The organism is Serratia sp. Ae19-1 (assembly GCF_059801225.1).
The window spans coordinates 544,134-556,188 of the sequence record NZ_JBCHWD010000002.1 but is presented as its reverse complement, the minus strand read 5'-3'; the positions used below and the strand labels follow the sequence as shown (position 1 = coordinate 556,188).

Annotated in this window: 12 protein-coding genes; 5 read left to right on the top strand and 7 right to left on the bottom strand. The window is 60.6% G+C overall.

The window, feature by feature from the left end:
* Positions 1-376 precede the first annotated feature (376 nt).
* A complete protein-coding gene (locus AAIE04_RS07950; RefSeq protein ID WP_019455502.1) occupies positions 377-1,657 on the top strand; it encodes a YidR family protein in 1,281 nt (426 codons plus the stop codon).
* A gap of 30 nt (positions 1,658-1,687) precedes the next feature.
* Here AAIE04_RS07950 and AAIE04_RS07945 read toward each other — a convergent pair whose 3' ends face one another.
* Entirely contained in the window at positions 1,688-2,035 is a 348-nt protein-coding gene (locus tag AAIE04_RS07945; RefSeq protein WP_019455503.1) for a YceK/YidQ family lipoprotein, read from the bottom strand.
* Between the two features lie 309 nt (positions 2,036-2,344).
* Here AAIE04_RS07945 and ibpA point away from each other — a divergent pair, with 309 nt between their 5' ends.
* The 3 genes from ibpA (at position 2,345) to AAIE04_RS07930 (ending at position 5,119) form a co-directional block, all read left to right on the top strand.
* On the top strand, positions 2,345-2,758 hold the full coding sequence (gene ibpA / locus AAIE04_RS07940; RefSeq protein ID WP_498576765.1) for a small heat shock chaperone IbpA: 414 nt from the start codon (positions 2,345-2,347) through the stop codon (positions 2,756-2,758).
* A 106-nt stretch (positions 2,759-2,864) separates the two neighbouring features.
* Complete coding sequence (gene ibpB, locus AAIE04_RS07935; RefSeq protein WP_004933922.1) at positions 2,865-3,293, top strand: small heat shock chaperone IbpB; 429 nt, start codon at positions 2,865-2,867, stop codon at positions 3,291-3,293.
* A gap of 167 nt (positions 3,294-3,460) precedes the next feature.
* Positions 3,461-5,119: a putative transporter gene (locus AAIE04_RS07930; RefSeq protein WP_019455505.1), complete on the top strand. Its 1,659-nt coding sequence runs from the start codon at positions 3,461-3,463 to the stop codon at positions 5,117-5,119.
* A 10-nt stretch (positions 5,120-5,129) separates the two neighbouring features.
* On the opposite strand, the gene AAIE04_RS07925 is transcribed toward AAIE04_RS07930, so the two are convergent.
* The 4 genes from AAIE04_RS07925 to AAIE04_RS07910 form a co-directional block, all read right to left on the bottom strand.
* The gene (locus tag AAIE04_RS07925; protein ID WP_154747408.1) at positions 5,130-5,510 is read right to left on the bottom strand and encodes a type II toxin-antitoxin system VapC family toxin; all 381 of its coding nucleotides are present in this window, start codon (positions 5,508-5,510) and stop codon (positions 5,130-5,132) included.
* Complete coding sequence (locus AAIE04_RS07920; RefSeq protein WP_004933932.1) at positions 5,510-5,731, bottom strand: ribbon-helix-helix domain-containing protein; 222 nt, start codon at positions 5,729-5,731, stop codon at positions 5,510-5,512. Before AAIE04_RS07920 ends, AAIE04_RS07925 begins: the two co-directional genes overlap by 1 nt.
* A gap of 74 nt (positions 5,732-5,805) precedes the next feature.
* Positions 5,806-7,056: a valine--pyruvate transaminase gene (locus AAIE04_RS07915; RefSeq protein WP_198636775.1), complete on the bottom strand. Its 1,251-nt coding sequence runs from the start codon at positions 7,054-7,056 to the stop codon at positions 5,806-5,808.
* Between the two features lie 135 nt (positions 7,057-7,191).
* Positions 7,192-9,255 (bottom strand): alpha-amylase, encoded by a 2,064-nt coding sequence (locus AAIE04_RS07910; protein ID WP_498576764.1) that lies wholly within the window; start codon positions 9,253-9,255, stop codon positions 7,192-7,194.
* Positions 9,256-9,451: 196 nt separating this feature from the next.
* Here AAIE04_RS07910 and AAIE04_RS07905 point away from each other — a divergent pair, with 196 nt between their 5' ends.
* Positions 9,452-9,604: a hypothetical protein gene (locus AAIE04_RS07905; protein ID WP_019455508.1), complete on the top strand. Its 153-nt coding sequence runs from the start codon at positions 9,452-9,454 to the stop codon at positions 9,602-9,604.
* Position 9,605: 1 nt separating this feature from the next.
* Here AAIE04_RS07905 and ghrB read toward each other — a convergent pair whose 3' ends face one another.
* Both ghrB and AAIE04_RS07895 read right to left on the bottom strand, forming a co-directional pair.
* Positions 9,606-10,583 carry a glyoxylate/hydroxypyruvate reductase GhrB gene (gene ghrB / locus AAIE04_RS07900; RefSeq protein WP_063918273.1) on the bottom strand — a complete coding sequence of 326 codons (978 nt, stop codon included), beginning with the start codon at positions 10,581-10,583 and terminating at the stop codon, positions 9,606-9,608.
* Positions 10,584-10,656: 73 nt separating this feature from the next.
* Entirely contained in the window at positions 10,657-11,925 is a 1,269-nt protein-coding gene (locus AAIE04_RS07895; RefSeq protein WP_063918272.1) for an MFS transporter, read from the bottom strand.
* Positions 11,926-12,055: the final 130 nt, after the last annotated feature.

The following is a 12,055-nucleotide window of genomic DNA, read 5'->3' as shown; positions in this document are numbered from 1 at the left end:
GAAACGGCATCGCGTTTGCGGTGAAAATAATCATTAATTTATCGCTTAGCGGCATGATTTTTTATTTATTTGCGTTAAGTAAGGCGCCGCCACTGCCTTATTCTTATGAGGGAAATGAGAATGAAAAAATAGCGCTCGTCTCATTCACTTATACCGCATTGGCGCCGTTGAGTTTCTCCGCCAGGCATATGGCCGGCTAATCGGGCGCTTATTTCCTGCCGGTGCCGCCGATAGCCTTCAATGATAAGACAGGGGAAAAGTCTGGCGTAATTCCGCACCGAAAAAGCCCTTTGGGCTACCCTTGTTGGCTATGTGAAACGCCGCCGTCGATCCGGTAAGATGGCGGCTCAGTGCCAGCATGCGCAGGAGAGCCGTCATGAGCCATCGGGAAAAACAACTGACTTTCGACCCACGCGGGCATCAGTTAACCAATATCAACGTCTGGACGCCGGACAGCCAATGGCTCGCTTATGACGTGCGCCCGCGCGGCGCCTCTTTCACCGGCCTGAGCATCGAGCGGGTCAACGTCGCCAGCGGCGCGGTGGAAGTGGTGTATCGCGCCCAGCACGGCGCGCACGTCGGCGTGGTCACGGTCAGCCCCGATGCGCCGGCGCGCTATGTATTCATCCATGGCCCGGAGCATCCGGACAGCGCCTGGCAGTATGATTTTCACCACCGTCGCGGGGTGATCGTCAGCGAACCGGATCGCGAGTTGGCCATCACCCTCGACGCGCTGGATATCACCGCGCCCTATACGCCCGGCGCGCTGCGCGGCGGCAGCCATGTGCACGTTTTCAGCCCGGACGGCAGCCGCCTCAGCTTTACCTACAACGACCATGTGATGCATGAACGCGATCCGGCGCGCGATCTGCGCAACGTCGGCGTGGCTGTGCCGCTGCACGGGGTTAATCCGCCGAAACAGCACCCGCGCGAATATGACGGCAGCCACTATTGCGTGCTGGTCAGCGAGACCGTACCGCAGCCGCAGCCGGGCAGCGATCAGATCAATCGCGCCTACGAAGAAGGCTGGATTGGCCGCGAAGGTTACCGCAAGGCCGACGGCAGCCGGCAGCGTTGGGCGCTGGCGTTCATCGGCGATACGCTGTCCGCCGCCGGCGAGAAGCTGCCGGAGGTGTTTATCGTCGATCTGCCGGAAAACGACGCCGACTACGCCGCTGCGGGCGCTCTGCCGCTGCAGGGGACGGAAAGCGAGCTGCCCGCGCCGCCGCTGGGCGTCAGGCAACGGCGGGTGACCTTTACCGGGGAACGCCGTTTTCCGGGCGTAGCCGGCGCGCCGCGCCACTGGCTGCGCAGCTCGCCGGATGGCAGCCAGATCGCGTTTTTGATGAAGGATGACGGCGGCGTGGTGCAGCTGTGGACGGTGTCGCCGAACGGCGGCGAGCCGCGCCAGGTGAGCCGCAGCGAGCATGACATTCAGTCGGCGTTCAGCTGGCACCCGCAGGGCGGGACGATTGCGCTGGTGTGCGATAACAGCGTGATGCTGTGCGAGGTCGCCAGCGGCCGCCTGCAGCGTTTGACGCAGCGCAGCGCGCAGCCGCCGTCGGGCGATGCCGTGGTATTTTCGCCGGATGGCAAGAAAGTGGCGTTTATGCGTGAGATAGCGGGGTTCAACCAGATCTTCGTGGTTGAGGCGTAAGGCGGGCCTGACGGCCCGCAGCGTGCGTGATTAATGCGTGGCGGCGCTGTCGTTACCCTCGCCGGGATTGCCGGTCGCCGCCAGATTCTGCTGCTCGCTGCGCAGGATACGCGCTTTCGGCGAGTCTGCGGTGGCGTCATCGCCGGAACGCAGATAGTCGTAAGGTAACAGTACGGTATCCATCACCGCGGAGAACGGCAGATCCAGCGCCACCAGCGGCATCATCGCCCAACTGGTGTTGTCGTCCTTCAGCATGTCCACGCTGGCGCGGGTGCCGGGATAGTAACCCTGATTCGGGCCAGTATGGCTCATCACGCTGGAGCAACCGCTGGTCGCCAACAGCATGCAGCCCGTCGCTATCGCTTTCATCGTCGTCATTAATCCATCCTGCAGGGTTGCTGTGCCCCTTAATTAAGCCGATTTATAACATCCTGTTGCTGCTTGAAAAGAAGCAAAATCCCGCTCTGTGGCGGCTCTCTCACTTTAGTGTAAGTGGTAAAAAAACTTTCACCTAACCGGAATGAGCTTTTTTTGATCCTCGCCTGTTGAATTGACGAAATCAACCCCCATTTTATCATCAGAGCCGAATTGAGAATTCGCCGTAAGGGGATTCTGGCTTAATTAGCCTGTCCAGAATGGAAGGCGTATTTATTTCAACCTCGCTGAAGTGCCTTAGGAGGCTGTTTTATGCGTAATTTTGATCTTTCCCCGCTATACCGTTCCGCCATTGGTTTCGATCGCCTGTTCAACGCGTTGGAGGTCGGCCAGAGCCAGGGCAACGGCGGTTATCCGCCTTATAATGTCGAGCTGGTGGACGAAAATCATTATCGCATCGCTATCGCGGTAGCCGGGTTTGCCGAGCAGGAGCTGGAGATCACCACGCAAGATAATCTGCTGATCGTGCGCGGGGCGCACAATAATGAACCGGCAGAGAAAACCTATTTATACCAGGGCATCGCCGAACGTAATTTCGAGCGTAAATTCCAGCTGGCCGAACATATTCAAATTAAAGGCGCCAAATTGGAGAACGGCCTGCTGTATATCGACATGCAACGCATCGTGCCGGAAACATTAAAACCGCGCCGCATCGAAATTAAATAATTCCCGTTTCGCCGGCAGTTACGCTGCCGGTAAATATGCAGTCATGACACGCCCGCCGTCAGGGGGCTGAATAAACACATCTCGCTTAATGAAAGGAGTTGTTCCTATGCGTAATTACGATTTATCCCCGCTTCTGCGTCAATGGATTGGTTTTGATAAATTGGCCAGCTCAATGGGGGGCCAGGAGCCTCAGGGGTTCCCGCCGTATAACATCGAGAAAAGCGATGACAATCACTACCGCATTTCTCTGGCGCTGGCCGGTTTTCGGCAGAGCGAACTGAATATCGAAGTGGAAGGGCCGCGCTTGACCGTCAGCGGTAAACCCACACCGCCGGAAAAACAGGTCGAATACCTGCATCAGGGCCTGGTGTGCAAAGAGTTCCAGTTGACCTTCACTCTGGCGGAGCATCTGCAGGTGTCCGAGGCCAAATTTGAAAATGGCCTGTTGCACATCGATCTGGTGCGTCAGGTGCCGGAAGCCTTGCAGCCGCAGCGCATCGCCATCGGCGCGACGCCGGAGCTGGAAGCCAAATAACCGACTGAAAAACGGTCATCATCATGCGGGGGAGATCCAGACGGATCTCCCCCGTTGCGTTATGTGGCGCACGCCACAGACCCCCCGTCAGCCCGATGTCATAATCCTTGTTAATTGTGTGTCTTTGGCCGCAAACCCATTGTTCAACTTTGGCAAGGATGTGACCTATGAGCGATATCGCCCTGACCGTCAGCATGTTGGCGCTGGCGGCCGTCATTGGGCTGTGGATGGGGAACTGGAAGCTGTACGGCGTCGGGTTGGGCATCGGTGGCGTGCTGTTCGGCGGCATTCTGGTCGGGCACTTCGCCCAGAGTGGGCAAATCAGCCTGAACGGCGACATGCTGCACTTTATCCAGGAGTTTGGCCTGATCCTGTTCGTCTATACCATCGGCATTCAGGTCGGCCCCGGTTTCTTCTCTTCGCTGCGCGTCTCCGGTTTGCGGCTTAACGCCTTCGCGGTGCTGCTGGTGCTGACCGGCGGCGTAGTGGCAGCGGCGGTACATAAGCTGTTCGACGTGCCGCTGCCGATCATCCTCGGCGTGTTCTCCGGCGCGGTTACCAACACCCCGGCGTTGGGCGCCGGCCAACAGATTCTGACCGATCTCGGCTCCGATCCGGCGTTGGTGGACGGCATGGGCATGGGCTACGCCATGGCCTATCCGTTCGGCATTTGCGGCATTCTGCTGGTGATGTGGCTGATCCGACTGTTTTTCCGCATCAATATCGAGCGCGAGGCGCAGGCGTTTGAAAGCAGCCTGGGCAATCAGCGCGAGCTGCTGCACGCCATGAACGTGGCGGTACGCAATCCCAATTTGCAGGGCATGGCGATCAAGCAGGTGCCGCTGCTCAACGGTGAAGCGATCGTCTGTTCACGCCTCAAGCGTGGGGAGCTGCTGATGGTGCCGGCGCCGCACGAGCGGCTGGAGCTTGGCGACTACCTGCATTTGGTGGGCAAGCGCGAAGACCTGGAGAATGCCCGGTTGGTGATCGGCGAAGAGGTAGACGCGTCGCTCTCGACGCGCGGCACCGCGCTGCAGGTGGTGAGGGCGGTGGTGACCAACGAGCAGGTGCTGGGTAAAAAAATCCGCGATCTGAACCTGAAGCAAAAGTATGACGTGGTGATTTCACGCCTCAACCGCGCCGGCGTCGAGCTGGTGGCCGGCAGCAACGTGACGCTGCAGTTCGGCGACATCCTCAACCTGGTCGGTCGGCCGGAGGCCATCGACGCGGTGACGGCAATCGTCGGCAACGCCCAACAAAAACTGCAGCAGGTGCAGATGCTGCCGGTGTTTATCGGTATCGGCCTCGGGGTGCTGCTCGGTTCCATTCCGCTGTTCGTGCCCGGCTTCCCGGCGGCATTGCGGCTGGGGCTGGCCGGCGGGCCGCTGGTGGCGGCGCTGATCCTGGGGCGCATCGGCAGTATCGGCAAGCTGTACTGGTTTATGCCGCCGAGCGCCAACCTGGCGCTGCGCGAACTGGGCATCGTGCTGTTTCTGGCGGTAGTCGGGTTGAAGTCGGGCGGCAACTTCATCGAGACGTTGCTGCACGGCGAGGGGCTGACGTGGGTGGGATACGGCGCGTTGATCACCGCCATTCCGCTGCTGAGCGTCGGTATTCTGGCGCGCACGGTGGGCAAGATGAACTACCTGACGCTGTCCGGCATGTTGGCGGGGTCGATGACCGATCCGCCGGCGCTGGCCTTCGCCAACGGCCTGCACCCGACCAGCGGCGCCGCCGCGCTGTCTTACGCCACCGTTTATCCGCTGGCGATGTTCCTGCGCATCATGTCGCCGCAGCTGCTGGCGGTGCTGTTCTGGACGCTGTAACGCTGCTCGACTACAGCCGATAAGGCATTAACACGCCGTTGTCAGTGCCAAAATCTTTGGGGTTGCGGGAGATGAGCGTCCGGAACCCCACCTGCGCGGTGGCCCAGATAATGGCGTCCGGCAGCTTCACAAGCTGTGAGTGGCGCAGTTCTACGGCGCGTTCGGCAACTTCATCGGTAATAGGCAGCAGCAGAAATTGCCCTAAAAACTGGCGCGTTTTCAGCTCCAGCGCCGCCCCCTGCTTTTTGGCACCCACCATCACTTCCATCCAGGTGATGGCGCTAATAGCCGGGTTAATGTGGTATTCGGTCAGAACGTCTTTGGCTTGAGGAATGCCGTTGAGATAATCGATCAGAATATTGGTGTCAAATAACGCCCGTTGAGCCACCATTATTCCCACTCCTCGCGCTGACGATTTTCGTAGTCCACGCCATCTCCCATCGCCCCGGACCAGAGCCCGAAAGCATTGCTGGGATCTTCCACGTGGTTCTCCGTCAGATAGCGGGAGACGGCCTGACGGATGATTTCGGCCCGGGGAACGTGGCGGATATTTTTCAGATTGTCGAGCTGCCGCAGGTCTTCTTCAGGTAAATCGATCACGATGCGAGTCATAGCTGGCTCTCCTAAAAAAGATATACGATATATGCATCGTATATCTTTATCGGTCGATTTTCAACCAGCCGGCGTTAGCCTTCCTGATGCGCGCGTTCGATCTCTTCCGCCAGAATAGCCACGCCGCGCTCGATTTTCTCCGGGTCGGGCACGTAGTTCATGCGCATGCACTGGTGGGTATGTGGCCAGTCGTGCTCCAGCCCCGGGAAGAAGTAGTGGCCCGGCACCATCAGCACGCCGCGCTTTTTCAGGCGCTGATACAGCACCTCGGTAGTGATCGGCAGATCCTTGAACCACAGCCAGAGGAAGATAGCCCCTTCCGGTTTGTGGATCAGGCAGCGTTCCGGCGACAGGTAGCGGCGGATAATCTCGATGGTGTGTTCGACACGCTGTTTGTAGAACGGGCGAATCACCTCGTTCGACAGGCGCAGCAGATCGCCGCGCTCGATCATTTCCGTCGCCATCGCCGGCCCCATGCTGCCCGGCGACAGGCTGATGATGCCGTTCATGTTGGTCAGCGCGGTGATCACCTTCTCGTCGGCGATCACGATGCCACAGCGCGAGCCCGGCAGGCCGAGCTTGGACAGACTCATGCACAGGATGGTATTCGGGTTCCACAGCGGCGTGGCGTCGCTGAAGATGATACCGGGAAAAGGCACGCCGTAGGCGTTGTCGATCACCAGCGGAATATTGCGCTGCTGCGCCAACCGATCGAGCTTTATCAGCTCTTCGTCGGTGATCACGTTGCCTGTTGGGTTGGTCGGCCGCGAAACGCAGATCATGCCGATGTCATCGCCGATATTCAGGTGCTCGAAATCAACGTGATATTTGAACTGGCCTTCCGGCAGCAGCTCGATGTTCGGTTTAGCGGAGACGAACAGCCCTTCGTCCAGCCCGGCGTCGGCATAGCCGATATATTCCGGCGCCAGCGGGAACAGCACGCGGCGGCGTGAACCGTCGGCGTAGCGGCCGGCGAACAGGTTGAACAAGTAGAAAAACGCGCTCTGACTGCCGTTAGTCAGTGCAATATTCTGTGGCGAGATCTCCCAGCCGAGCTCGTCGCGCAGCAGATTGGCCAGCGCTTTCAGCAGCGCGTCCTTGCCTTGCGGGCCGTCGTAGTTGCACAGCGCTTCGGTCAGTTTGCCCTGATCGAGCATCTCCTGGCACAGCTGTTTGAAGTAGGCTTCCATCTCTGGGATCTGCGCGGGGTTGCCGCCGCCGAGCATGATGGCACCGGGGGTGCGCAGGCCTTCGTTCAGATCGTCCATCAAACGGGTGATGCCCGCATAACGGGTAAATTTGTCGCCGAAAAGTGAGAAAGTCATAGGTGCAGCAGTACTGTTTTTTAGCAGGTAATCACCCACCATACCGCCAGATAAATCCCGCTGCAATGCGGCCGAAAAATAGACCACTGGGCATAAGTTTTACTCAATGGTCTATTGGTAGCATATTACGCTGAATTATTGTGACCGTTCGCCGGCCCACACTATCATCACCTTATCGTCGCCGAGCCGGCGGCTGAAGGCATAGTAAGCGGCGTGCGGCTGCGGGATTTGCACGCCGCCGCCGATCGCCGGGTGGCGGGCGCGAAACTGCCCCAGCCGCTGCCAGTGGGCCAGCAACGGAGCTTTCTCCCCCTGCAGTTCGCGCCAGTTCATGTCGGAGCGGGTGCCCTGCAGCGGATCGGAACCGGTCGGGCCGAGCGGGCGGCCGCTTTCGTCGCCGTAGTAAATCTGCACCGCGCCCGGCGCCAGCAACAGCAGGTTCGCCGCCCGCTGTTGCCGCGACAGCGAGCCTTTGGCATCGTCGGCGAAGAACAGCCGGGTGTCGTGCGACGAGAGGTAGCTCAGCACGTTGAAATCCTGCAGCCGCTCGGCCATCTGCCGGTAGGTGGCGTCGATGTCGGCAAAGCAGCCCAACGCCAGTGACGCCTGGTCCTGGAAGTCGAAGTTGATCATCGCGTCGAAACCGTTCTGGTAATAGTCGCTTTTCATCACCCCGTGCCCCCAGGCTTCGCCGGTCATCCAGAACGGTGCGTCATCCAGCGCCTGCTGCGGGTGTTCCGCTTTCCACGCCGCCAGCGCCGCCGTGGCGCGTTGCTTCAACAGCGCCAGCGTCGGTTTTTCCACGTGTTTGGCGGTATCGACGCGGAAACCGTCGATGCCGTAATCACGCACCCACTGGCTGAGCCAGACGGTCAGGTAATCGCGGGTAGTGGCACCGGGGATATCGTGTGCGGCGGTGTCGGGCTTATGGCGGTAGAACAGCGGCAGGCCGCTGGCGCCGGGCGCTTCGGTTTTGATGTCCGGCAAGAAGGCCAGCGACATCGTCAGATCATCATAGCCCGGCGCGTCATAGTCGCCGATATCGGTGCGGATCCAGTTTTTCCCCCACCATTGGCGCCAGCCCGCCTTGTTGCTGAAGTTGATGTAGTCGTTGAAGCTGTGCCAGTTTTGCCCCGGCCCAGGACGCCAGTCGCCCCAGTTTTTCCCCAGGATGCTTTCCACCTCCGTGCCCTGCAGATACAGCGAGCCGAAGTGAAACGTCTGCATATCCGCCAGCGTGGCGTAGCCGACGTGGTTCACTACCACGTCGAACAGAATTCGAATGCCGCGCTGATGCGCCTGCTCGACCAGCGTGCGCAGCTCCTGTTCGGTGCCCATGTTGGCGTCGAGGCGGGTCCAGTCCAGCGCGTAATAGCCGTGATAGGCGTAATGCGGGAAGTCGCCCTTGGCGCCGCCGCCGACCCAGCCGTGGATCTGCTCCAGCGGCGAGCTAATCCACAAGGCGTTGACGCCGAGTTGCTGCAGATAATCCAGCTTCTGCGTCAGGCCAGCCAGATCGCCGCCGTGAAAGGTGCCGATCTCCTGCAGGCCGTCGCTGCGGCGCCCGTAGCTGTGGTCATTGGCGGGATTGCCGTTCTCAAAGCGATCGGTCAGCACGAAATAAACTGTGGCGTTATGCCAGCTGAACGCCGCCGGTTTGGTGGTGGCGGCGGATTCCAGCAGCAACAAGCCGCCGCTGACGGCGGCGGGCTGCAGCGTGATTTTACCCTGGCTCACCTGCGCCGTTTGGCCGGAATAGAAATCGCGCAGCGTTTCGCCTTCGGCGAAGGTCGAGGCGACGTCGACCGTGACCGGCTTGCCGTCCCAGCGCGGGCAGCTGCGGATGGCAACGGCGGCGCTTTCCGGCGCGCTGCGCAGGCTGAGCCGCAGCGTGGGGGTACCGCTGCGGGTGTCGATGTGCGCCTGATAGTCGCCGGCGCGGAACTGCCGCCAGCTGGCCGGCGGGTTGACGCCGCAGGGCTGCAGCGACAGCGTCTGGTTAAGCTTCACCGCCTCGGCCGGCTGCCAGCATTGGTTATCCTGATACAGCTGCAGCGGCCGCTGGCCTTTAGGCAGCGGGGCCTGGCTGATGAACAGCCCGGCGGCGGTTTCGTCGAAGGCCGGAAAGCCGGGCAGCGTCCAGGCGGCCAGCGCTGCTGGCGACAACAGCATCAACAAGGGCAGGGGTAACAGTTTCATGGCTCTCCTTACGCGCGGCAGGAAGCGTTTTTGTCGCAGGGTAGCGCCCAGTGTGGCAAACGGTGAAAAAACGGCCTCCTCCCTGCGGTTTTTTTTCGGGGAGGAGAGGGAGGGCGGAGCGTTTTCGGATTGATTCGGCTTGGCTTTGCGCGTGCGCTGCGGCAGATTAAACGATGAACATCAAAGGAGGTTAGCGATGACGGACAAAAACTGGCGAGAAGAGATCGTTCAGGCAATTCAGGATGCCGAATTGCAGCACTTCGCCGAAGAACATCAGCTGCAGGCGCTGTTCGCGCCGCAGCAGGAAGAGCAACACGGCCGGTTATCCGCAGACCACCGGCCGCGCTAAGTTATTTCTGCAACAGCTGCGGGTTGACGCAGTTTTCTTTCACCGTGCCGGTCAATGCGGCGATCAAGTTATCCACCGCGCAGGCGGCCATGCCGTAGCGCGTTTCATGGGTGGCGGAGCCGATGTGCGGCAACGCCACCACGTTCGGCATGCTGAGCAGCGGCGAGTTGGCCGGCAGCGGCTCTTTCTCGAACACGTCCAACCCGGCGGCGTGGATCACGCCGTTTTGCAGCGCTTCGATCAGCGCCTGCTCATCCACCACCGGCCCGCGGCCGGCGTTGATCAGAATGCCGCTTTTCTTCATCTTCGCCAGCTGATCGCGGCCGATCATGTGGAAGGTTTGCTCGGTCAGCGGCAGCGTGATGCAAACGAAATCCGACTCGGCCAGCAGGGTATCCAGATCGCAGCGGCGCGCGTTGAAGCGCTGTTCCGCCTCTTCGTGCGTGCGGCGGGCGTTGTACAGCACCGGCATGCCGAAGCCGAAGTGCGCGCGCTGCGCCAGCGCCAGGCCGATGCGGCCCATGCCGAGGATGCCGATGGTTTTGTGGTGCACGTCGACGCCGAACCAGTCTGGCCCGATGCTGCCGCGCCATTCGCCGGCCTTCACCCGTTCGGCCACTTCCACCACCCGGCGCGCGGTCGCCAGCACCAGGCTCATGATGGTGTCGGCGACGGTTTCGGTCAGCACCGTCGGGGTGTGCATCAGCAGCACGTTATGCGCGTTGAGCGCCTCGACGTCGAAGTTGTCGTAGCCGACGGAAACAGTCGAGGCCGCGCGCAGTTTGGGCGCCTGCTGCAGGAAGGCTTCGTCAATTTTACCGCCGGAACCGATGATCCCTTCGGCCTGCTGCAGCGCCTGGCGCAGTTCGTCGCGGTTCTCCGGCTGCAGGCCGTTGAAGGCGTGCACGGTGAAGTGCTGTTCCAGGCGTTCACGCAGGTCGGCAGGCAGGCTTTTGTACAATACGATAGAAGGCTTCATCACGAACTCCAGCTGGGCCAAAGGGGGCCTGGCGCCCCCCCGGTTGGGTTAACAGATAAAAAGTATAACCGGATCAAGCCAATTGCGGCTGGATCTCGTTGCGGGCGGGTTTGACGATCAGCGTCAGCACCACCGCCACCACCAGTGCGATGGCCATAAACATGTAAGAGGCCGCCGGGCTGCCGGTGGCGCCATTCAGATAGCCGACGAACCAGGAACCGAAGAACGAACCCAGCGCGCCCATGCTGTTGATCAGCGCCATGGCGCCGCCAGCGACGTTTTTCGGCAGCATTTCCGGAATGATGGCGAAGAACGGCCCGTAAGGGGCGTACATCGCGGCGCCGGCGACCACCAGCAGGCCGTAGGAGATCCAGAAGTGGTTGGTGCCGACGGCGTAAGAACCGAAGAACGCCAGCGCGCCGATCAGCAGCAGCGGCCAGACGAACAGTTTGCGGTTTTGCATTTTGTCCGACGCCCAGGAGACCACGATCATGGCGATGGTCGCCGCCAGGTAAGGTACCGCCGACAGCCAACCGGCTTCCACCATGCCCATCTGCATGCCGCTGCGCAGGATGGAAGGCAGCCACAGCACGAAGCCGTACACGCCGATGCTCCAGGCGAAGTACTGCACGCACAGCAGGATCACGTTGCGCGAGCGGAAGGCTTCGCCGTAGTTGCGCACGGCCTTGATGCCCTTCTGCTCTTCGTCCAGCTGCTGTTGCAGCGCCCGTTTCTCATCGGCGCTCAGCCAGCCGGCCTGCGCCGGTTTGTCTTTCGCCAGCACCCACCAGCAGAACGCCCAGATGACCGCCGGAATGCCCTCTATGATGAACATTTCGCGCCAGCCGAAGGCGTGGATCAGGTAGCCGGACACCACCGACATCCACAGCACCGTCACCGGGTTGCCGAGGATCAGGAAGGTATTGGCGCGTGACCGCTCCGATTTGGTGAACCAGTTGCTGATGTAGATCAGCATCGCCGGCATCACCGCCGCCTCCACCACGCCGAGGATAAAGCGAATGGCGGCCAGCATCGGGATATTGCTGACCACGCCGGTCAGCGAGGCGCAGCCGCCCCACAGGATCAGGCACCAGAAGATCAGTTTTTTGACGCTGCGGCGTTCGGCGTAGATGGCGCCGGGAATTTGGAAGAAGAAATAACCGAGGAAAAACAGCGCGCCCAGCAGCGAGGCCATGCCTTTGGTGATGCCGAGATCTTCATTGATGCCGGCGGCGGAGGCGAAGCTGAAGTTGGCGCGATCGAGATAGGCCAGGCTATAGGTGATAAACACGATGGGCATGATGTACCACCAGCGTTTGGCCGCGACAGTCGCTTTGTTCATGTTCAGTATCCTTCAGTGGTGTTGCATCCCCTTCGCCGGCATGCCAGAAGAAGGGGCAGATGCTCTCCCGACGCGTCCCGGTTGTAGGGCCAGAGGCTGACGTCATGCGGAGAAGTCGTATTTTTTATTA

Bases quoted from the DNA above. Each gene is read 5' to 3' on its own strand.
- AAIE04_RS07920 (WP_004933932.1), bottom strand. From the start codon at position 5,731: ATGACTCGCATCGTGATCGATTTACCTGAAGAAGACCTGCGGCAGCTC.
- ibpA (WP_498576765.1), top strand. From the start codon at position 2,345: ATGCGTAATTTTGATCTTTCCCCGCTATACCGTTCCGCCATTGGTTTC.
- AAIE04_RS07950 (WP_019455502.1), top strand. From the start codon at position 377: ATGAGCCATCGGGAAAAACAACTGACTTTCGACCCACGCGGGCATCAG.
- AAIE04_RS07895 (WP_063918272.1), bottom strand. From the start codon at position 11,925: ATGAACAAAGCGACTGTCGCGGCCAAACGCTGGTGGTACATCATGCCC.
- ibpB (WP_004933922.1), top strand. From the start codon at position 2,865: ATGCGTAATTACGATTTATCCCCGCTTCTGCGTCAATGGATTGGTTTT.
- AAIE04_RS07915 (WP_198636775.1), bottom strand. From the start codon at position 7,056: ATGACTTTCTCACTTTTCGGCGACAAATTTACCCGTTATGCGGGCATC.
- AAIE04_RS07930 (WP_019455505.1), top strand. From the start codon at position 3,461: ATGAGCGATATCGCCCTGACCGTCAGCATGTTGGCGCTGGCGGCCGTC.
- ghrB (WP_063918273.1), bottom strand. From the start codon at position 10,583: ATGAAGCCTTCTATCGTATTGTACAAAAGCCTGCCTGCCGACCTGCGT.
- AAIE04_RS07945 (WP_019455503.1), bottom strand. From the start codon at position 2,035: ATGACGACGATGAAAGCGATAGCGACGGGCTGCATGCTGTTGGCGACC.
- AAIE04_RS07910 (WP_498576764.1), bottom strand. From the start codon at position 9,255: ATGAAACTGTTACCCCTGCCCTTGTTGATGCTGTTGTCGCCAGCAGCG.
- AAIE04_RS07905 (WP_019455508.1), top strand. From the start codon at position 9,452: ATGACGGACAAAAACTGGCGAGAAGAGATCGTTCAGGCAATTCAGGAT.
- AAIE04_RS07925 (WP_154747408.1), bottom strand. From the start codon at position 5,510: ATGGTGGCTCAACGGGCGTTATTTGACACCAATATTCTGATCGATTAT.